Raw genomic sequence first — 20288 nt, 5'->3', positions numbered from 1 at the left:
ATTTTGTTGCCGGAATCTGCGCCCTGCTTTCCTTTCTGGAGAGCGGGGCACAATTTTGTGGCCTTCCTTCCCCTCCCGAAGCTGTTTACCGTCGACCTGGAACAAGACGGTGAACGGGGCGGACCTGCCCTGCTTCCGGCGCCGCATGCAAGGGGATTGTATCGGGAATGATGGCTCGCCGCCTTTCCAGGCCCATGGCGCCGATCGTGGCTCTGACCGCATCCTTGGCCCTCACCGGTTGCGGCCTGACTGTCGAGCGGGCAGCCGAGGTCGAGCAGCGCCAGCAGGCGCTGGCCGCCGCCGAGGCGCGTGCCGCCGCGCTCGGGCAGCGCGTGGCGGAAATGGAAAAGACCCTCGCCGCGCAGCGCGAGGCCCAGGAGGATCTGGCGTCGCTGAGCGAGCGTCTGGTCCAGGCCCGTGCCGCCCGCAACTCGGCCGAGCAGGCCCGCGCCGCCGCCGCGCGGCGCGCGGCCGCGATCCGCGCCGAGATCACGGCTGGGGAGGAGCGCCTTGGCACCCTCTCGCGCGGCAGCGAGAGCGAGAATGAGCGGCTGCGGCAGCTGAACGCCGAGCGAGGCCAGGCGGAATCGGCGCTCGCCGCCCGCCAGCAGGCCCTTCGCGAGGCGGAGGCGCAGCTCCAGCAGACCCGCCAGTCCGTGAGCGCCGCCCAGGGCGAGCTGTCCAGCCGTACCGCGGCCGTGGCCGAGGCCCGCACCCGCCTCCAGGAAGCCACCCAGGCCACCGAGCAGGCGAACACCCGCCTCCAGGGATTGGAACGCCGCTGGGCCGAGCTGACGGGCCGGACCCAGCAGGAGGATGCCCGCCTCGCCACCCTGCGCCAGAATCTCGCCAATGAGGAAGCCGCGCTGACGCGGCAGCGCGCGGAAGCGCAGCGCCTGCAGGACGAGCTTGCCCGGCAGACCGCCGCGCGCGATGCCGCCACGGCCTCCGTCGCGAGCCTCGACACCCGCCGCACCGAACTCGACAACGCCATCCGCGCCGCCGAGACGCAGCTCACCGGCCTTCGCCAGCAGGCTTCCAGCGAGCAGCGCCGGCTGGAGGAGATCCGTGGCGCCGCCGAGGCGGCCTCGCGGACCAGTGCCGAGCATGACCGCCAGCGCACGGAGGCCGAGCGCCGCCTGCGGGAGGTCCGGGGCGAACTGGAAACGGCGGAGGCGGCCCTGGCCTCCCGCAACGGCGCCGTGGCGGAAGCCGAGGCGCGCCTCGCCCAGGCCCGCGACGAGACGGAGCGCAACAACGCCATCCTCCGCGGCCTGCGGGAGGAGGCGTCCCGCCTGACGGCCGCCAACGAGGCGCTGCGGCGCGAGGGGGGCGAGCTGGAGCAGCGCCGCCAGCGCCTGGCGGAACAGGTGCAATCCGCCGAGCAGCGGCTGCGCGGCATGGAAAGCACGGTGGAGACGGTGCAGCCCCGCCCCGCCGCGCCGCCGGCCGCGGCTGACGCGCCCGCGCTCCCCCTGGTGCCTCCCGTGGTGCCCGACGAGACGCCGGGCCAGACGCCCGCCGCGCCGCGCTGAGCCGCGCCCGCCTGCCGGCCCTCCGCTTCGGAGAGGCCGGTGGGCCAGTCCGGCCTCTCCCCGTTCCTGACCGGCCCCGCGCCGGGGCGAGGCCCCGGAGGGCGATTTTCCTCCTCGGCCCTGGCCTGTGGCACCAGCCCCTTATGGTTCTGTAAACCGCAAACTGCGGATGTATGGCGCACCGCCCGATCCCGGGGCGGTTGCGGGCCTGGCCAGGAAGGCCGGCCGGCATGGAGATGCCCCGCGGCCGATCCTTGGCAGGGCGCGGGGCCGCCGGAAAGGATGCCCGCCGTGTTGGCCACACAGGAAAGCCCCGCCCCGCCGGAGGATCCGGCGGCACGCCGCCTGCACCGCCTCCGCCTCGCGGCCCGCTTCCTGTTCATGCTCTGCCTGCTGCTGGTGGCGGCAACGCTCGCCATCCTGTGGAACGCCAGCGGCCGGATGCGGGCCGACGCGGAGGAGCGCGCCTTCCAGACGCTGGAAGCCGGCGCGCGCGCCGCCGAGGCCAGCCTGCGCATGGCGGGGGCGGCACCGCGCATCGCCGGGGGCGCGCTGCATGTCGGCTTCGTGCCGGTCGCGCGGAACGCCGCCCTGGTCGACGAGTTGCGCCGCACCCTGGGCGCCGAGGCCACGATCTATGACCGTGGCCTCGCCCTGGTCAGCAGCGCCACCGATGCGGCGGGCCAGCGCCTGGCCGGCGCGGAGATGCCGCGCGGCGCCGCCTCGCACGCCATCTATGTCGAGCGGCGCCCGTCCCGGCAGGTGGAATGGCCCGGCGGTGAGGAAACCTATGTGCTCTACAGCCCGCTGCTGGACGAGGGCGGCATGGCGGTCGGCGCGCTGCGTCTGGCGCTTGGCCGCAGCGAGGCGATGCGGGAGGCGGACCGGCTGCGCCTCCTGGTGGTGCTGCTGTCGGGCGGCGTGCTGCTCGCGGTGAGCGGCCTGTTCCTGCTGTTCGGCTGTGGCGCCGGCATGGCGCTCGCCCGCACCACCCACGATCTCCGCCGCACCGCCGGGCATCTCGACCTCGCCCTCGGCGCCATGCCCAACGGCCTTTGCATCTTCGGGCGCGGGGACGAGATGGTGCTGGCCAGCGGCCATTACGAGCGGCTGCTCGGGCTGCCGCCGGGCAGCCTGCGCCCCGGCATGAGCCGGCAGGCGGTGCTGCGCCAGATGCTGCCCGGGGAAGCCTTGCGGGCGGCGCAGGCCACCATCCTCGATCCGGCGCCGGGAAGCGGGGCGGAAGGGCAGCCGGCGGTGCTGGAATATGCATGGAAGGGGCGCGTCCTGCTCCTGCGCCATGCCGCCACGCCGCAGGGGGGCTGGATCTTCAGCTATGAGGACGTGACCGAGCAGCGCGCGGCGGCCCGCTTGCGGGAGCAGCAGGCCGGCAGGGACGCGCTCACCGGCCTGGCCGATCGGGCGGAGCTGCGGCAGCGGCTGGAAAAGGCCTGTGCCGCGGGCGGAAGGCCCAGCCTGCTGATGCTGAACCTCAGCGACTTCGGCAGCTACAACGAGGCCTATGGCCCTGCGCAGGGCGACGGGCTGCTTTGCCAGGTGGCGGCCCGCCTTTCCGCCAGCCTTCCGCCGGGGGCGCTGCTGGCCCGCCTGGGCGCCGACGAGTTCGCGGTGCTGCACCAGGAGGGGGAGGGCAGCACGGCGCGGCAATCGGCCGAGCTGGCGCAAGAGCTGGGCGCCGCCCTGCGGGACAGCTTCACCGTGGAGGGCAGGGAGGTGCATCTCGGCACGCGGATCGGCATCGCCCGGGCCGCCGGCGGGCAGGGGGCGGAGGCGCTGCTGCGGCAGGCGGCCCTGGCGCTGGGCCGCGCCCGGAGCAGCGGCGAGGCCTTCGCCTTCCACGAGGAGGGCATGGAGGAGCGCGCCGTGCGGCGCCGCGTGCTGCAGGAGGATCTGCGCCGCGCCGTGGCCCAGGGCGAGTTCGAGATGCACTACCAGCCGCTGGTCCATCTGCGGAGCGGGGGCGTGACGGGCTTCGAGGCGTTGATGCGCTGGCGCCACCCGGCGCGTGGGCTGGTGCCGCCGGCCGAGTTCATCGCGGCGGGGGAGGAGAGCGGGCTGATCGTCGCCATGGGGGCCTGGGCCCTGGCCCGCTCCTGTGCCGAGGCGGCGCGCTGGCCGCGGCTGAAGGTGGCCGTCAACCTGTCCGCCGCTCAGTTCCGCGACCACGAGATCGTCCGCCATGTCCGGCAGGCCCTCTCCGCCTCCGGCCTGAGCCCGGAACTGCTCGAGCTGGAGATCACCGAGAGCGTGATGGCGATGGACACCAAGCATGTGCGCGATCTGCTCTACGAGCTCCGCGCCCTCGGCGTGCGCGTCGTGCTGGACGATTTCGGCACCGGCTACAGCGGCCTTTCCTACCTGCTCGACTTTCCCTTCGACAAGATCAAGATCGACCGCAGCTTCGTCCGCGGCATCGGCGAGCGGCCGGAATGCGACGCGGTGATCCGGGCCGTTCTGGGCATCACGCGGGATCTGCGGATGGTGTCGCTGGGCGAGGGGGTGGAGACCGCCACGCAGCTCGCCCGGCTGCGCGAATGCGGCGTGCAGGAGGCGCAGGGCTACCTGTTCAGCCCTCCCGTGCCGCTGGCCCAGGTCCGCGGCCTCGTCGCCCGGCTGGGCCTGCACCAGGCCGTGGCCGAAGCGCCCCGAACCTTGTCCGCCTCCAGGCAGGCCGGGGCCTGAGGGCGCCTCAGCCCTCCAGCCGCACCACCCCGGCGGCGATGTCCGGCCGGCGCGGCACGATGCGGTGGGCCACGTACCAGTCCGCGATCCGGGCGATCTGCGCCACATCCGCCTCGGTGGGCGCGCGCATCGGCACGGCGTTGTTGGCGCCGATGGCGGGCGCCAGCTCCGCCGGCAGCCCCATCGCGCCCGTCCAGATCCGGCCCGCCTCGGCCGGGTTGGCCTGCGCCCATTCATTGTCGGCGCGGCAGGCGGCGAAGACCGCCTGCAACAGCGGGCAGCGCCGCGCCGCCATCTCCGCATGCGCCATCAGCGTCACGGCGTTGTCCGATCCGATCGCCGCGCCATCGGCCAGCACCCGCGCGTCATAGGCGCGCAGCGCGATGGCGATGAAGGGGTCCCAGCTGGCCCAGGCATCGACATGGCCCTGCGCGAAGGCCGCGCCGCTGTCGCTCGGGGTCAGATAGGCGCGCCGGACGCTGGCCGGGTCGATGCCGTGGCGCTCCAGCGCCCGAACCAGGAGGTACTCGCCCGTGCCGCCGCGATTGACCGCGACGCTGCGCCCGCGCAACTCCGCCAGGGTCCGGATCGGCGAATCCCGCTTCACCAGGATGCCTTCCGCCGCCGGAGACATCTTCTGGTAGGCGAAGATCACCATCGGGATGCCGGCGGAAAGCGCGGTGACGCAGGCAGGCGAGCTGCCGGCGGTGATGTCGATGCTGCCGGCGTTCAGCGCCTCCAGCGCGGGGGCGGCGGCGGCGAAGGGGCCGGCCCATTCCACCCGCACGCCCTGCGCGGCCGCCGCCCTTTCCAGCGTGCCGCGGGCGCGGCCGGTGGTGATGTCGTTCGGCGCCCGCAGCCAGCCGATGCGCAGCACCCCGGGCCCTGCGGCCTGCGAGGCGGAAGGCCCGAGAAAGGGCAGGGCGAGCGCGCCGGCGCTCAGCCGGGCCAGGGTGCGTCGGTGCATGGGCAGGGTCCTCGCGGCGGCGGCGGCAGGGCCGGGCAGGGGCCGTGGCCGCCTCGTGTCTGGCGGATCGCCGGGTTTGGCAGTGGCCAGCTTTAGAGCAGATCCCCCTCGGGCGGAATTGCCCGGCGGGATTGCCCGGCGGGGCGAGGACGCCCGCGCCGGCTTCAGTCGTCATCCCCGCCGCCCCTGGTCTCGGGCATCGCGAACAGCACCAGCAGGAAAGCCAGGAGCCCCGTCACGCCCAGCCCGGCGAAGGCGACGCCGCTGCCGAACCAGGAGGCGGCCAGCCCCGCCGCCGTGGTGCTGACCATGCCGCCAACCCCGACGGCCAGGCCGAAGATGCCCATGCAGAGGTTGAAGCGGTTGGTGCCGCGCGTCAGGTCGGCCGCCACCAGCGGCACCAGGATGACGAAGACGGCGGCGTTGATGCCGTCCAGCGCCTGGGCGAGAAGGATCGCCCAGTGCCCGTCGAAGAAGGCCAGCAGCGCGCCCCGCACCGGCACCACGGACAGGCCGGCCAGCAGCAGGAGCCGCCGCCCGCGCGCCTCGGCGACCCGCCCGAGCCAGGGCGAGATGCCCGCCACGATCAGCTGCGAGGCGATCAGCCCCCCCGCCACGATCAGGTTGGCCTTGCCGCCGGACTGGTGGGTGGCCAGGGCGCCGGAAAGCGGCAGCATCGGGCATTGGCGGCGGTGAAGAGGCAGCAAACCCCGGCGAACACCAGCACGCCCCGCTTCGTCAACAGGCGCCGCAGCCCGCCCTCGCCGCTGCCCCGGCTCTGGATGCGGCGCACCCGCTCCGTCATGTCCGCGGAGCGGATGCTGTAGAGGGCGGCCAGCGCCGGCAGGGTGAGCGCCGCCGTCAGCCAGAACACCGAGGCCGAGGACACATAGGCCCCCATCAGCCCCAGCACCGCCGCCGCCGAGGCGTTGCCGAGCGAGGCGTAGCGCCCGTTGCGGCCCAGCCGCTGGCTGAGCGCGTTGCGCCCCACCATGGCCAGGCTGATGGCGGCGAGTGCCGGCACCAGCACCGCGCTGGCCACGCCATGCAGCACCTCGGAGGCCATCACCGGCCAGAAATCCGCCCGCAGCGCCAGCAGCACCGCGCTCGCCGCGATGGCCCCGAGCGCCAGCGCGGCCACCAGGCGCTTGTTGCGCATGGCATCCACCGCGGCGCCGGCGGGCACCTGCCCGGCCATGGCCGTCAGCGTGCCGAGGCTGAGGGCGAGGCCGATCTGCGCCTCCGTCCAGCTGTTGGCCGCCAGATAGACGGCAATGAACGGCCCGAAGCCGGTCTGCACATCGGCGGCGAAGAAGTTCAGCCAGTCCAATCCTCGTTGGCTGCGGGAGCTTGGCATGTCCGTTCGGCTTTCTCTCGGTATCCTTTCCGGCAAAGCGGCGGATACGGGCAAAATTGCCAAGCTCAGGCCTCTTGTGCCGTTGGTTCCCTCCGGTTCTTCCGGCCCTGGCGGCCTCCTATTCCCGCGGCCGGCCGCGCGGCGGGCCGGCCATCAGGTATTCCTGCCGCATCACGATGCGCTTCTCGTTGGCGGCGATGCGCTTCTGCGCCGGCTCGCCCAGCCGGGCGATGACCAGGGCCGCCAGCAGATGCGCGATGGCCAGCGAGCCGCCGACGGATTCCGGAAAGGCCCCGCCACGGGTGCAGCCCAGGAACACCAGCGGGCCGCACAGCCGGCGCAGCGGCGGGATGGGGGCCTCGGCGATGGCGATGATGCGCGCCCCGGCGGCGGCGGCCTGCTCGGCCAGGCTGAGCGCCATCCGGCTGAACGGGGCGGAGGTGACCACCACAAGGACATCCCCCGGCCCCGCATCCTCCAGCATCGCCTCGGGCGCGCCGGCCAGGTCGTTCAGCAGGGCAACGTCGGGGCGCACCTTCTGCAGGGTGTAGGCGAGGGCGAAGGCGGTGACGAAGGCGGTGCGCCGGCCCAGCACCTGCACGCGCCGCGCCCCGGCCAGGAGCTGCGCCGCCGCTTCCAGAGCCGGCATGGACAGGCCGGCCAGTGTCTGGCGCAGCACCTCCTGCTCGGCGGCGAAGAAGCCGGCGGCGAAATCGGCGAGGCTGCCGGATTGCGCGGCCTGGGCCAGGGCCCGGGCGCTGTCGCGGTTGCGGGCGGCGGCGATGCCCGCCACCCCGGACCCGGCCGTGCCCTGGCGCACCCCCTCCACATAGCGCCGGCGCAGCGCGTTGTAGCCGGGAAAGCCCAGGCGCTGGGCCAGCCGCACCAGCGTGGCCGGCGGCACCGCGATGCGGCGCGCCAGCTCCCGCATGGAGAACACCGCCACGTCCTCCGGATAGGCCAGCACATGGCGCGCCGCCTTGGCGATGGGGCCGGCCAGCTCCGGCAGCAACTGGCCGAGGCGCTCGGGCACCGCGCCTGCCGGGGCGGCGGGGAGGGCCTCGCTTTCGCCGCCGCTCATGAGGGGAAGGCGTGGGAGAAGGGGATGGCGGCGGGCAGGGTCATGGCGGGCAGGTTCATCGGGTGGGCTGGTCGACGGGTGGCGATCCGGCTGCGTCGGATCATATGATCCGCATTGCGCGTGAAAGAAACATATGATCCACTTCTGCCACAAGGCGCGGGCAAGGAGCGGATGATGGTCGCAGACAATGTCGGCGGGCTCAACGACACGGGGCTGGAGCTGCCACTCACCCATTCCGGCGCCGCCTTCATGCGCGCGCAGAAGGTGATCCCGGGCGGCAGCATGCGCCCCTCCTCCTGGTTCCCGCCGCACCCGCCCTATGCGCTCCGCGGCCAGGGCTGCTGGCTGACCGACCTGGACGGCAACCGGGTGCTGGACTGCTCCAACAACTTCTTCTCGCTGGTGCATGGCCATGCCTTCCCGCCCGTGGTGGAGGCGGTGCGCGAGGCCGTGGGGCAGGGCACCGCCTTCGGCCTGCCCACCCCCTCCGAAATCGCGCTGGCCGAGGCGATCACCGGCCGCGCGCCGCATCTGGAGCGGGTGCGCTTCTGCAATTCCGGCACCGAGGCGGTGATGTACGCGGTGAAGGGCGCGCGGGCGCTGACCGGCCGCAGCGCCATCGCCAAGTTCGAGGGCGCCTATCACGGCACCTATGACGTGATGGAGCTGGGCTATGAATCCTCGCCCGAGAACTGGGACGGGCCGGATGGCGACCCGGCCGCAACACCCTATGTGCGCGGCACCCCGCCCGGGCTGATCGCCGAGACGGTGATCCTGCCCTATGGCGACCCGGCGCGCTGCGCCGACATCCTGCGCCGCAAGGGCAGGACGCTGGCCGGCATCGTCTTCGACCCGCTCGCCTCCCGCATCGGCATGATCCCGGCCAGCGCCGCGCTGGTCGAGGTGCTGCAGGAGGCCTGCGCGCGGGACGGCATCATGCTGATCTGCGACGAGGTGATCGGCTTCCGCATGGCCCATGCGGGCGCGCACAGCCTGTTCGGGCTGAAGCCGGACCTGGTGGCGCTGGGCAAGGTGATCGGCGGCGGGCTGCCGGCGGGCGGCGTGGCGGGGCCGGCCGCGCGCATGGCGGTGTATGACCACACGCACGGCAAGCCCGGCGTGGCGCTTGGCGGCACCTTCTCCGCCAACCCGCTGACCATGGTGGCCGGCAAGGCGACGCTCGATGCCTATGACGAAGCCGCCGTCAGCCGGCTGAACGCGCTGGGGGATGCCTTCCGGGAGGCGACCAATGCCGCTTTCCGCGCCGCCGGGCTGGAGGCGCAGCTCACCGGCATGGGCGGGCTGTTCCGGCTGCACCTGACCGGCCGCGTGCTGCGCGACTTCCGCGACATCACGCCGACACCCGGCGGCGAGGCGCTGGCCCGGGTGCAGGCGGCCCTGCTGGCGAGCGGCGTGCTGGTCACGCCGAACGTCTCCGGCGCCTTGTCCACGCCCATGACGGAGGCGGAAACCACGCTGCTCGGCCGGCTGATGGTGGATTGCGTGGCCGAGGCGCTGGGCTAGCAGCCGCAGGGGGGCTCCGCGCCCCGGCAGGCCTGTGCCGGCCTCGGCACGATATTTGCTGAACGTTGCGCTGTCCGCACGTTAGCATGCCCTGCGGCGGGCGCCCGCGCGGCCGGAACCCGCCCGCGGGCCGCCATGCACCTCACGCGCCTTTCGGGCGCCACAGCAGACCGGGAGCGATGAGCTTGGGTGAGATCGCCTTCGAAGGAATCGAGAAGCGCTACGGTCCCATGGTCGCGGTGCGCAGCCTGACGGCCTCCGTCGCGCAAGGCGAGTTCCTGACCATCCTCGGCCCCTCCGGCTCGGGCAAGACCACCATCCTCTCCATGGTGGCCGGGCTGACCGCGCCGACGGCCGGGCGCATCCGCATCGGTGGCCGCAACGTGACCCACCTGCCGCCGCAGGAACGGCGCATCGGCCTCGTCTTCCAGTCCTACGCCCTGTTCCCGCACCTGACGGTGGAGAAGAACGTCGCCTTTCCGCTGGCCGTGCGCGGCACGCCGCGCGGGGAGATCGCGCGCCGCGTGGAGGCGGCCCTTGCCCGGGTGCGGCTTGGCGGCTTCGGGGCGCGCAAGCCGGCGCAGCTTTCGGGCGGCCAGCAGCAGCGCGTGGCGCTGGCCCGCGCCCTGGTCTTCGAGCCCGACATCCTGCTGCTGGACGAGCCGCTCGGCGCGCTGGACCGCAAGCTGCGGGAGGAGGTGCAGGTGGAGCTGAAGAGCCTGCAGCGGGATCTCGGCATCACCACCCTGCTGGTGACGCACGACCAGGAGGAGGCGCTGTCCCTGTCCGACCGGCTGCTGGTGCTGGACCAGGGCGCGGTGCAGCAGGTGGGGGCGCCGCACATGGTGTATCGCCGCCCCGCCAACCGCTTCGTGGCCGACTTCCTGGGTCTCGCCAACATGTTCGAGGGGCGGCTGGAGGCGGGGGGCCTGCGCCTTCCCGGTGGCGCCCTGCTGCCCTGCCGCGCCGATGGCCGGGCGGAAGGCAGCCCCGCCACGCTGGTGGTGCGGCCCGAGCATATCCGCCTCGGCTCATCAGGCCTCTCGGCCCGCTTCCGCCAGGCGGTCTATCTCGGCCACCTGCAGCGCTGGCACCTGGAAACGGCCGAGGGCGCGCGGCTGGTGGCCACGCCGCCGCCCGGCGCCACGGCGCCCGCGCCCGGCACGCCCCTGCCGCTCGGCTGGGCGGCGGAGGATGGCTGGCTGCTGCCCGATGGGACGGACGCCGCCCGCCCGGCCCTGGCCGGCACGCCCAGCCTGCAGCCCGCCTAGCCCGCGCACCGGACCATTCCGCCGCCAGCCCCGTCCGCCGCCCGGCCCGGGGCCGGCTGCACCACCAAGGACCACACCGACCCGCCAAAGGAGCCAAACCATGCCTGTCACCCGACGCCAAGCCTTCCTTGCCGGCAGCGCCTTCAGCCTTGCCCTGGCCCGTCCCGCCCTGCTGCGGGCGCAGACGGTGCCGGAGATCCGCATGATCGAGGCGGGCGGGGCCTCCGGCGAGTCCATGGAGCCCTACATCAAGCCCTTCACCGCCGCGACCGGCACCAGGGTCGTGCGGGAAAGCCCCAACCCCTTCGGCAAGCTGCGCACCCTGGTGCAGGCCGGCAACCCGCCCATCACCCTGTTCGAGGTGGGCGCGACGGCGCTGGAGCAGGCCAAGGCGCTGGACCTGGTCGAGCCGCTGGACTGGGAGGCGATCAACCCCAACCCGATCTTTCCCGAGGCGCGCCAGCCCATGGGCCTCGGCTGGCAGTACTATTCCACGCTGATGGCCTGGCGCAGCGACGCCAAGCCGCTGCAGAGCTGGGCCGATTTCTTCAACACCAAGGACTTTCCCGGCCGGCGCACCATGCAGGACCGGCCCTACATGCTGGCCTTCGCGCTGCTGGCCGATGGCGTGGCGCCGGACAAGCTCTACCCGCTCGACCTCAACCGCGCCTTCCGGGTGATGGAGCGGATCAAGCCCTCGGTCGCCGTGTGGTGGGCCGCCGGCGCGCAGCCGCCGCAGCTGCTCAAGGACAACGAGGTGCAGTACGCCGCCTCCTATTCCGGCCGCGTCGCGGGCCAGGCGGGTATTTCCTACACTTCAACCAGGGAGCGCTGGACTGCTCCTACCTCGTGGTGCCCAAGGGCGCCAACAGGGCGGCCAAGGCGGCGGCGATGAAGCTGCTGCACTACTTCACCGTGGCCGAGCACCAGGCGGAGGCGGCCAGGATCATCTCCTACACCGGCGCGAGCCCCGAGCTGACGCCGCTGCTGCCCAAGGAGAAGATGGCCGAGTTCCCCACGGTCTACCGCGACCAGCAGTTCCAGCACGACGTGAAGTGGTGGTTCGACAATGCCGACATGGTCGAGCGCCGCTGGCAGCAGTTCAAGCTCGGCATGTGAGGCGCGGCCGGTGAGCGCCGTGACGCAGGGCATGCTGCCGGGCCACGCGGCCCGCGCGGCGCCCCGCGCCGGGTGGGGGGCGGGCGCCTATGCGCTGCCCCTGCTCGGGCTGATGATCATCGCCTTCGACCTGCCCATCCTGCTGATGCTGGCGCAGAGCGTGCTCAGCCCGCAGCCGACGCTGGAGCACTGGGCGGAGCTGGGGCAGTCGCCGGTCTATCTGCGGGTGCTGGGCAACACCTTCCAGATGGCGCTGATCACCGCACTGGTCTGCGGCGCGCTGGGATACCCGCTCGCCTTCTGGATACGCTGCCTGAAGCCCCGCGCGCAGCTCGTGGCACTCAGCCTGGTGCTGCTGCCCTTCTGGATCAGCGTGCTGGTGCGCACCTATGCCTGGATCGTGGTGCTGGGCAATGCCGGGCTGGTCAACCGCAGCCTGCTCTGGCTGGGGCTGACCGAGGCGCCGCTGCCCTTCCTGTACAACACGCTCGGCGTCACCATCGGCACCACCAACGTGCTGCTGCCCTTCCTGGTGCTGCCGCTGGTGGCCAGCATGATGAAGATGGACGAGCGCCTGTTCCAGGCCGCCGCCACCCTCGGCGCCAGCCGCATGGCGATCTTCTGGCGGGTGTTCTTCCCGCTCACCCTGCCGGCCTTCGCCGCCGGCACCCTGCTGGTGTTCATCCTGACGCTGGGCTTCTACGTCACCCCCGCCATCCTCGGCGGCGGCCGCGTGCCGATGATCGCCAACATGCTGGACGTGCTGATCAACGTGATGCCGCGCTGGGAAGTGGCGGCGGCCATCTCCACCCTGCTGCTGGGCGCCACCATCCTGCTCTTCGGCCTCTACCGCATGGTGGGAGGGCGGCGCTCATGAGGGCCGGCAGCTTCGCGGCGGCGGTCGCGCTCGCCGGCCTCGCCTTCCTGCTGGTGCCGATCGTCATCACCATCGTCATGTCCTTCAGCAGCGCCAGCTCGCTGCAATTCCCGCCGCCCGGCTTCTCGCTGCGCTGGTACGAGAGCTTCTTCGGCAATCCGCGCTGGGTGGAGGCGCTGGTCACCTCGGCCCTGCTGGCGCTGGTCTCCAGCGTCATCGCGCTGGTGCTGGGCAGCCTCGCCGCCTATGGCGTGGCGCGCGGGCGCTTTCCCGGGCGCGGCCTGCTGGAGGCCAACTTCATCGCGCCGATGATCCTGCCCGCCATCGTCATCGCCGTGGCGCTGTATCTCTTTCTGGCCAAGGTGGGGCTGCTCGGCAGCGCGCTGGGGCTGGTGCTGGCGCATGTCATCCTGTCCGCGCCCTTCGTCATCATGGTGGTGGGGGTGGCGATCCGCGGCTTCGACCAGCGCATCGAGCAGATCGCCTTCACCCTCGGCGCCAGCCGCCGCCAGATGGTGCTGCGGGTGCTGCTGCCGAACCTGCTGCCGAGCCTCGCCTCGGCCTACATCCTGGCCTTCGTCAGCAGCTTCGACGAGGTGATCGTCACCCTGTTCGTCGCCGGCACCTACGAGACCGTGCCCAAGCGCATGTTCAACGAGCTGGTGCTGGAGGTGAACCCGACCATCACCGCCATCGCCACCATCATGATCGGTGTCAGCCTGCTGGCCACGCTGCTGATCGCGCTGATCTCCGGCCGGCGCGGGGTGATGGGCTCGATGATGGGGAAGTAGCCAAGGCCCGCGCCTCAGCCGCGGCTCAGCCGGTGCAGGCGGATGCGGCGCGAGGCGGCCTCCACCGTCACCTTCCAGTGGTCCGCCTGGGTCACGGCCAGGATCTTCGCGGGGCGGTAGGCCACCACGTTGGTGCCGCCCGCATGGCGGAGGCTGTCATACAGGATGCCGTCGGTGCCCGATGCGCGGACCTCCTCGCCGAAGGGCTGCGAGGCGGCATGGCTGCCGGGGGCGTAGATCTCCGGCCGCGCCTGCCGCTGCCCGCGCAGGTCGAGATAGCCGCCGGCGAGCTCGGCCGTGTAGGCGCGGTAGGCGCGGCTGAGGGAGGGAAGGCCGGTGGCCACCGCCTCGCGGCGCAGATGGTGCGCCACCTCCGCCGCCGCCGTGGGCAGCGCCGCCGCGGCATACCAGGCGCCGAGATCGGGGCCGTTGAAACGCCCGCCCATGGGCGGGGCGTGCAGGAAGGCCGCCATGACGATGCTGGAATTCGGCCGCCCATGCACCCACTGGTCTGGCGGCAGCCGCTGGATGCGCCCCTGCACCAGCCGGTCATTGGTCCAGCCCGCGAGCTCCATCACGGCCTGCATGTCGGCGGCGGTGGCCACGGTGTCGAACAGGCCGATGGGCGGAAAGCGGGACGGCACCAGCCGGTGGCTGGGCACCGGCGCGGGAGCGAGGCGGCCGCTCACGAAAGGACCAGTTCCGCGTCCGTGTAAGGGGCGAAGTCCCGGTCGGCCGCGTTCGGCTCCATGGAAAGGCCGCCGCGCGTCGCGTCCAGGAAGCGGCGGACGGCCATCAGCCCGTCCTGCGTGCCGCCCGTGATCAGTGCCAGGGGTGGCTGGCCGCCGAAGAGGGTGGCGCCGTGCGGCCGGCGCAGCCAGGCGACGCCGTCCCGCTCGTGCTCGTGCAGCACGCCCAGCGCCTGATGGATGCCGAGGATGGCCGAGATCCGCGCCAGCGTGTCCACGTCCAGCGTGAACGCGCCATGCTCGCGCGCCAGCCTGGCCCAGCGGTGAAAGGTGGAACGCGCCGGATAGCCCAGAGCCAGCAGCCGCTGCGTCTCGTCCAGCCCCCACAGGTCGGCGATGGCGAGAAAGGTCCGCATGCCGGGCGCGCTGAGACGCCGCCGGTTCTCCGGCGCGAAGCGGCGCGGGTCCAGCCGGGGAAGGGCGGCCTCCGCGGCCGGTGCGAGGGTGGAGAGGTGGCGGCGCATGGGCTTTCCTCGTCCAGATCGAGACATTGACCATATCGAGAGGAATGCCGCATTTGCAAGCCCGGCGCTTGCCAAGGGGGGCGGCCGTCTATCGGGGCAGCCTAGATGAACTGGCCTCTCAGGAAGCCGAGCGCCGGCAGGGGCCGCCAGTTCCGCGGAAGATCGGCCCTGCGGATGGCGGAAACGCTGTAGTTGGGCAGAGGCACGCCGGAGTTGCGCAGAAAGCCGGCATAGGCGCGGACCTGCTGCTCGCGCCAGGCCATGTCGGCATCGGCCGCCACCCGGCTGACATGGATTTCCGCCACCCGCGTCCGCCGCCCGATCGTGGCGATGACGGCCCAGAGCTTGTCCTCCCGCGCCCGCCCAAGCTGAACCACAGGCGCGCTCGGCAGGTCCTGGGTCGGTTGCTTCATCTGATCCATCCTGCTGATCCGTGCGCCCGCCTGCGGCCCAGGCAGGGCAATGGCTGGTTCCGGCGCCCGCCCGCCGCCACCCTGGCGGCCATCTCCCGGGCCCCGCAGCGCGGGTGGCCCCCATGCGAAACAGCCGGGGCGAGGCGGCCGGGCGGGCCAGGCTCCCTGCCGGCGCCTCATTGGAACGAGGATCGGCCTACCCGACAATGAGAAAAGAAGCGAGCGCGACGAACCGCCGCGGCGGAGGGCGCATCGCCATGCGGGCCCTGCTTCTCGCGCGCGAGGAACTTTCGCGAGGAGAAGGCTGCGCCGCGCTACGGCACGCCCCTGCTTCTCGCGCGCGAGGAACTTTCCTTTGGCGACCAGCGACGTTCTCCCCGGATGCCGGCGGAGAGGTGGCCTGCCGAAAGGGCACAGCCGGAAAATGCTGCGCTCAAGTCCAATTTCTTTCTCGGCTTCACCGAGATTGAGGCAGCAGCGCCGGAAACCTTTCGGTTCCTGATCAATTGCTTCCCTAGCCGATCGCCTGCTTTTGGTTCCGATCAGCGTGACGAATGAGAAAGGGCTAGAGCATGAGCGGACATTATCCCGACCCGCCCTCCCCCTCCACGCCTGTTGGCGGCGCCCGGCCGCTTGGCGCCACGGGGTCCGGCTTCAAGGACAAGGAAAGCGAGGCGATGCCCGACATCCGCAAGGATGCCAGGGAAGCCGCCGCCAGCCTTGCCGAGGAAGCGCGGCAGAAGAAGGAGAGCATCACCGAGGCGGTGACCGAACGCGCCCAGGCCGTGGCCGAGCAGGGCAAGGCCGCCGGCGCCGAGCAGGCGGAAGGGCTCGCGCATGCCGTCCGCCGCGTGGCCGACGACCTGGAGGACAGCTCGCCGCAGATCGCCCGGCATGTGCGTGCCGCGGCGGAGTCCGTGGAAGGCATCTCCGCGGCCCTGCGGGAGCGCAGCGTGGGCGAGCTGATGGGGGAGATCAACGGCTTCGCCCGCCGGCAGCCCGTCGCGTTCTTCGGCGCGGCCGTGCTGGCCGGCTTCGCGGTCACGCGCTTCGCCCGCAGCGGCATGCCGGGCGGCCATCCGGCCGGCGCGGCGCCCGTCTCGGGGTCCGCGGGCACCACCTATTCCCCGCGCCCTGCCTATCAGGGCGGCGCCGGCATGAGCGGCACCGGAACCGCTTCTGGCGGCAGCAACGGCGCTGGCAGCAGCACTGGCGCCGGCGGCAGCACCGGTCCTTCCAGCGGCGCGGGCCCGGCCCCCGGCTGGGTCAACGATCCCGCCTCCCCCGGCAGCACGCCCATGCCGATGACCATGCCCGCCGCCACGCTGGGTGGCGCCGCGGCGCACCGGCCGGATGCGGCGCAGCCGGGCAGCATGCCCCGGAGCGATGAGGTGACCTCCTGATGGCCAACGAAACCAACCGGACCGTTCCTGACCTGCTCGGCGATCTGGTCCAGCAATCCTCCACCCTGGTGCTCAAGGAAGTCCAGCTCGTCCGGGCCGAGATCAATGAGGCTGTCGGGCAGGTCGGACGTGGCGTCGGCAGCATCGCCATCGCCGCCGCGCTGCTGATGGCGGGCCTGGTGATCCTGTTGCAGGCCCTCTCGGCCTGGCTGGTGACGATGGGCCTGTCCACGGCCCTGGCCAGCCTGATCGTCGGCGCGGCGACGGTGCTGATCGGCTTCCTGCTGCTGCGCGCGGGCGTGAACCGCCTGCGGGCCACGCAACTCGTGCCGCAGCGTACCGTCCACCAGGTGTCGCAGGATGCCAATCTCGCCAAGGAGGCCGTGCGATGAGCCACACCACCGAGCAGACCAGCGACCCGCGCGGCCGCTCCGCCGCCGAGATCGAGAGCGATGTCGAGCGCACCCGCGCGCGGGTCAACGAGACGATCGAGGCGCTGCGCGACAGCATGGCGCCCGGCCAGATCGTCGAGCAGGCGCTGGAATACGCGCGCAATGCCGGGGGCGCCCAGTTCGCGCGCAATCTCGGCCAGGCGGTGCGGGACAATCCCCTGCCGGTGCTGATGATCGGCGCGGGGATCGGCTGGCTGATGATGTCCGGGCGTGACGGAAGCGGCACGCGGACCAGCCATTACGCGCCGTCCTCCAGCTATCCGCCGCCCTCCTATCCGCCGCCTCCCGCGCGCCCGGCCGCGCTGCCGGCGCCCAGGATCGCCTCGGCCCCCCCGGCCACCGGCACCACGGCGGGATCGGACTCCCCCGGCCTCGGGAGCCGCATCGGCGATGCCGTGGCGGGAGCCAAGGAAAGCGTGAAGGACGCGGCCGCCTCCGTCAGCCGCATGGCCTCCGACGTGGCGGGCAGCGTTTCCGAGGCGGCGGGCGGAGTAGGGGACCGGGCGCGCGCCTACAGCCACGATGCGCGCGATGCCGCCTCCTACCATTATGGCCGGCTGGCGGAGGGTGGCAGCCGCCTCGGCCAGCAGGCCAGCGGCAACTGGAACCGCGTCAGCACCGAGCAGCCCCTCCTGATCGGCGCGCTGGGCCTGGCCGTCGGTGCCGCGCTCGGCGCCCTTCTGCCGCGCACGGAAACGGAAGACCGCCTGATGGGCGAGGCGAGCGAGGCCGCCACCCGGCAGATCCGCGAAACCGCGGAGACGCAGTACGAGCAGGCGAAGGAGGTGGTCACCGCCCAGGTGCAGGAGGTCGGCCAGACGCTGGCCGAGACCTATGAGCAGGCCAAGGACAAGCTGAGCGAGAAGAACAGCCCCGTCGCGGCCATCGGCGACGCGGTGGAGCAGGCGGTTCGCGAACCGCGCCCGGATGAGGGCACGGCGGCCGACAAGGACAGGAAGCCCTCCTCGATCTCCTGAGGCGGCGCGGCGCCTTCTCCGGCGACGGGATCAGGAAGGCACCTGTTCCCCGGCCCGGGCGGAGGCGCCGCCATTCCGGCCGGGAGGGGGTGGATAGGCCCTCTCCCTGGCGGGGAGGCCGCGGCTCCGCGCCGCCTCCTTCCGCCGCCATAGGCGTTCCCGCCGCCGGATGGTAGAAGGCGGCGGGCCTTGCCGCCCCCGGCTCCTTCCGCGCACCGGGCGGCGAGGCTGCCCATGCGGACCAGGCGGCCGGCCCTGCGGTAGAGATGACCAGCGACAACAACTTCGAGATCTTCCTCTCGACCCTTCCCGGCCTGGAGCCGGCCCTTTGCGAGGAAGTGCGCCTCAAGGGCTTCAGGCAGCCGAAGGCCGTTCCGGGCGGCGTCGTCACCCTGGGCGGTTGGCCCGAGGTGTGGCGCGCCAATCTGTGGATCCGCGGCGCGGGGCGTGTCCTGGCGCGCCTTGCGTCCTTCCGCGCCGTCCACCTCGCGCAGCTCGATGACCGGGCCCGCCGCGTGCCGTGGGGCAGCGTGCTGCGCCCCGACGTGCCCTTCCGGGTCGAGGCGAGCTGCGCGGGCTCGCGCATCTATCACAGCGGCGCCGCGGCCGAGCGGGTCGAGGCCGCCATCCGCGGCACGCTCGGCGCGCCGTGTTCCGCGGAGGCCGGCATCGTGGTGCGGGTGCGCATCGAGCACGATCTCTGCACGGTCAGCGTCGATACCTCGGGGGAATTGCTGCACAAGCGCGGCTACAAGGAGGCCGTCAACCGCGCGCCGATGCGCGAGACCATGGCCGCCCTCTTCCTGCGGCAATGCGGCTATGACGGGGGCGAGCCCGTGCTCGACCCGATGTGCGGATCCGGCACCTTCGTCATCGAGGCGGCGGAGATCGCCGCGCGCCTCAATCCCGGCCGCGCCCGCCACTTCGCCTTCGAGCATCTCGCCAGTTTCGACGCGGAAGCCTGGCAGCGCATGCGGGCGGTGAGGAGTGGCCGCACGCCCGCCTTCCGCTTTTATGGCAGCGACCGGGATGCCGGGGCGGTCGCGATGAGCCGCGCCAATGCGGAGCGCGCGGGCGTCTCGGATTTCACCGAGTTCCGGCAGGCCACCATCAGCGAGGCCGTGCCGCCGGAAGGGCCTGCGGGGCTCGTCATCGTCAACCCGCCCTATGGCACCCGCATCGGGGACAGGAAGGCGCTGACGCCGCTGTACCGCGCGCTCGGGCAGAGCCTGATGAGCCGCTTCTCCGGCTGGCGCGTGGGCATCGTCACCAGCGAGCCCGGCCTCGCCCACGCGACCGGCCTGCCATTCCTGCCGCCCGGCCCTCCCGTGCCGCATGGCGGGCTGCGGGTGTCCCTGTACCGGACCGGCCCGCTGGCCTGACCCGTCGCCCGGGCAGCGGGCCGTTCAGCCCGCCCGGCCGCGCAGCTGCTGCTCGCGCAGGAAGATGAACAGGCCGGCGCCGACGATGATGGCCGCCCCCGCGATGGTGAGCGGCCCGATCACCTCGCCGAAGAAGAGGTAGCCGAAGAGCATGCCCCAGAGGATCAGGGTGTACTGGTAGGGCACCACCACGGAGGCTGGCGCGATCCGCAGCGCCTGGTTCACGCAGAGATTGCCGGCGAGCGAGCCGATGCCGAGAAAGAGCATCAGCATCAGGTCCAGGCCGCCGGGCGGCGTCCAGCCCTGGGCCAGCACCAGCGCGCCGCCGAAGAGCAGCGCGGCCAGGAGCTGTGCCGTCATCAGCACCGTCCCGCGCGTGCCGGCCAGCTTGCGGGTGTAGATCAGGAAGCAGGCATAGCTGAAGCTGCCGGCCAAGGCGCAGGCCGCGCCGAGGGAAAGGGAACCGGGCGAGGGGTGTAGGGCCAGCACCACGCCGCCGAAGCCCACCGCCACGGCCGTCCAGCGGCGCCAGCCCACCCGCTCGCCCAGCAGGAAGGGGGAGAGCGCCGTCACATAGATCGGCCCGGCCATGTAGTAGGTCATGACCTCCGCCAGGGGCAGCTCGGTCAGGGCCCAGAAGAAGAGGGAGGTTTCCAGCGTGGAGAACACCACGCGGAGCAGCTGCAGCCCGGGCCGCGGCGGGCGCAGGAAGGCGTGCGGGCCGGCGCGGCGGATGAAGGGGGCCATCACGCAGAGCCCGGCGATGCTGCGCACCAGCAGCAGCTGCCCGACCGTGTAGGCCCCCACCAGCCACTTGCCCAGCGTGTCGTTGACGGCGAAGAGCAGCACGCCCAGCAGCATCATGGCGATGCCGCCCGTGGTGCCCACGGCCAGGGCGCTCAGGCGCGGGAATGCGGACACGGCGTTTGATTCCACCCCTCGCGGCCTTCTCGCCCGGAATGGGGCGGCCGCGGCGCAGCAGTAGCCAGATGGCGCTGCGCTGCAAAGCCCTGGCCGGCGCCCGCCCGCACTTGCCCCCTTCCGGCCCACGCCAGCAAGATGGCGCGCAAGAGGCCCGTGCATGACGGGCCCAGATGGAGGATCCAGGATGACGACGTTCACCCGCCGCGGCCTGATGGCCATGGGCGCCGCCCTGCCCGCGCTTTCGGCGCTTCCCGCGCGGGCGCAGGGCAACACGCCCAGGTCGTGTCCCACCGCGTGGT

Annotated in this window: 20 protein-coding genes; 12 read left to right on the top strand and 8 right to left on the bottom strand. The window is 72.7% G+C overall.

What is annotated here, in order from left to right:
* The first annotated feature begins 224 nt into the window (after positions 1-224).
* Together CR162_RS20290 and CR162_RS20285 are read left to right on the top strand one after the other, a co-directional pair.
* Positions 225-1535 (top strand): coiled-coil domain-containing protein, encoded by a 1311-nt coding sequence (locus CR162_RS20290; protein ID WP_141563266.1) that lies wholly within the window; start codon positions 225-227, stop codon positions 1533-1535.
* A 291-nt stretch (positions 1536-1826) separates the two neighbouring features.
* Positions 1827-4238 carry a bifunctional diguanylate cyclase/phosphodiesterase gene (locus tag CR162_RS20285; protein WP_176559962.1) on the top strand — a complete coding sequence of 804 codons (2412 nt, stop codon included), beginning with the start codon at positions 1827-1829 and terminating at the stop codon, positions 4236-4238.
* Positions 4239-4245: 7 nt separating this feature from the next.
* Here CR162_RS20285 and CR162_RS20280 read toward each other — a convergent pair whose 3' ends face one another.
* The 4 genes from CR162_RS20280 to CR162_RS20270 form a co-directional block, all read right to left on the bottom strand.
* On the bottom strand, positions 4246-5205 hold the full coding sequence (locus CR162_RS20280) for an ABC transporter substrate-binding protein (protein ID WP_099097321.1): 960 nt from the start codon (positions 5203-5205) through the stop codon (positions 4246-4248).
* Between the two features lie 164 nt (positions 5206-5369).
* A complete protein-coding gene (locus tag CR162_RS22990; protein ID WP_245870506.1) occupies positions 5370-5882 on the bottom strand; it encodes an MFS transporter in 513 nt (170 codons plus the stop codon).
* Positions 5825-6562, bottom strand: coding sequence for an MFS transporter (locus tag CR162_RS22985; RefSeq protein WP_245870505.1), 738 nt, complete (start codon positions 6560-6562; stop codon positions 5825-5827). Before CR162_RS22985 ends, CR162_RS22990 begins: the two co-directional genes overlap by 58 nt.
* 118 nt (positions 6563-6680) lie before the next feature.
* Positions 6681-7643 (bottom strand): MurR/RpiR family transcriptional regulator, encoded by a 963-nt coding sequence (locus CR162_RS20270; RefSeq protein WP_176559961.1) that lies wholly within the window; start codon positions 7641-7643, stop codon positions 6681-6683.
* A gap of 174 nt (positions 7644-7817) precedes the next feature.
* On the opposite strand from CR162_RS20270, the gene CR162_RS20265 reads away from it, so the two are divergent.
* The 6 genes from CR162_RS20265 to CR162_RS20240 all read left to right on the top strand — a co-directional run bounded on the left by CR162_RS20265 (position 7818) and on the right by CR162_RS20240 (position 13225).
* The gene (locus CR162_RS20265; RefSeq protein ID WP_099097319.1) at positions 7818-9167 is read left to right on the top strand and encodes an aspartate aminotransferase family protein; all 1350 of its coding nucleotides are present in this window, start codon (positions 7818-7820) and stop codon (positions 9165-9167) included.
* A 179-nt stretch (positions 9168-9346) separates the two neighbouring features.
* Positions 9347-10438, top strand: coding sequence for an ABC transporter ATP-binding protein (locus CR162_RS20260; protein WP_099097318.1), 1092 nt, complete (start codon positions 9347-9349; stop codon positions 10436-10438).
* Between the two features lie 100 nt (positions 10439-10538).
* Positions 10539-11333, top strand: a complete 795-nt coding sequence (locus tag CR162_RS20255) for an extracellular solute-binding protein (protein WP_176559960.1) — start codon at positions 10539-10541, stop codon at positions 11331-11333.
* Entirely contained in the window at positions 11330-11557 is a 228-nt protein-coding gene (locus CR162_RS20250) for a hypothetical protein (RefSeq protein ID WP_176559959.1), read from the top strand. Before CR162_RS20255 ends, CR162_RS20250 begins: the two co-directional genes overlap by 4 nt.
* Positions 11558-11567: 10 nt before the next feature.
* Positions 11568-12434 carry an ABC transporter permease gene (locus CR162_RS20245; RefSeq protein WP_099097315.1) on the top strand — a complete coding sequence of 289 codons (867 nt, stop codon included), beginning with the start codon at positions 11568-11570 and terminating at the stop codon, positions 12432-12434.
* Positions 12431-13225 (top strand): ABC transporter permease, encoded by a 795-nt coding sequence (locus CR162_RS20240; protein WP_099097314.1) that lies wholly within the window; start codon positions 12431-12433, stop codon positions 13223-13225. The genes CR162_RS20245 and CR162_RS20240 overlap by 4 nt, the downstream gene beginning before the upstream one ends.
* A 14-nt stretch (positions 13226-13239) precedes the next feature.
* Here the strand turns inward: CR162_RS20240 and CR162_RS20235 are convergent, their stop codons facing one another.
* From CR162_RS20235 to CR162_RS20225, 3 genes are all read right to left on the bottom strand, one after another.
* Positions 13240-13914 carry an RES family NAD+ phosphorylase gene (locus tag CR162_RS20235; RefSeq protein WP_218014948.1) on the bottom strand — a complete coding sequence of 225 codons (675 nt, stop codon included), beginning with the start codon at positions 13912-13914 and terminating at the stop codon, positions 13240-13242.
* Entirely contained in the window at positions 13911-14438 is a 528-nt protein-coding gene (locus tag CR162_RS20230) for an MbcA/ParS/Xre antitoxin family protein (protein WP_099097313.1), read from the bottom strand. Before CR162_RS20230 ends, CR162_RS20235 begins: the two co-directional genes overlap by 4 nt.
* Positions 14439-14539: 101 nt before the next feature.
* On the bottom strand, positions 14540-14851 hold the full coding sequence (locus tag CR162_RS20225; protein ID WP_099097312.1) for a hypothetical protein: 312 nt from the start codon (positions 14849-14851) through the stop codon (positions 14540-14542).
* A 572-nt stretch (positions 14852-15423) separates the two neighbouring features.
* Between CR162_RS20225 and CR162_RS20220 the strand changes: the two genes are divergently transcribed.
* The 4 genes from CR162_RS20220 (at position 15424) to CR162_RS20205 (ending at position 19065) form a co-directional block, all read left to right on the top strand.
* Positions 15424-16254 (top strand): hypothetical protein, encoded by an 831-nt coding sequence (locus CR162_RS20220; protein WP_099097311.1) that lies wholly within the window; start codon positions 15424-15426, stop codon positions 16252-16254.
* Entirely contained in the window at positions 16254-16646 is a 393-nt protein-coding gene (locus CR162_RS20215) for a phage holin family protein (protein WP_099097310.1), read from the top strand. The genes CR162_RS20220 and CR162_RS20215 overlap by 1 nt, the downstream gene beginning before the upstream one ends.
* Entirely contained in the window at positions 16643-17683 is a 1041-nt protein-coding gene (locus tag CR162_RS20210) for a DUF3618 domain-containing protein (protein ID WP_099097309.1), read from the top strand. The genes CR162_RS20215 and CR162_RS20210 overlap by 4 nt, the downstream gene beginning before the upstream one ends.
* A 266-nt stretch (positions 17684-17949) precedes the next feature.
* The gene (locus CR162_RS20205) at positions 17950-19065 is read left to right on the top strand and encodes a THUMP domain-containing class I SAM-dependent RNA methyltransferase (protein ID WP_099097308.1); all 1116 of its coding nucleotides are present in this window, start codon (positions 17950-17952) and stop codon (positions 19063-19065) included.
* A 24-nt stretch (positions 19066-19089) separates the two neighbouring features.
* Here CR162_RS20205 and CR162_RS20200 read toward each other — a convergent pair whose 3' ends face one another.
* Positions 19090-19986 carry a DMT family transporter gene (locus CR162_RS20200; RefSeq protein ID WP_245870504.1) on the bottom strand — a complete coding sequence of 299 codons (897 nt, stop codon included), beginning with the start codon at positions 19984-19986 and terminating at the stop codon, positions 19090-19092.
* Between the last annotated feature and the right edge of the window lie 302 nt (positions 19987-20288).

This window comes from Teichococcus rhizosphaerae, assembly GCF_002631185.1.
GTDB lineage: Bacteria > Pseudomonadota > Alphaproteobacteria > Acetobacterales > Acetobacteraceae > Pseudoroseomonas > Pseudoroseomonas rhizosphaerae.
The sequence above is the reverse complement of the archived record's forward strand: the minus strand, read 5'-3'. Positions and strand labels throughout refer to the sequence as shown.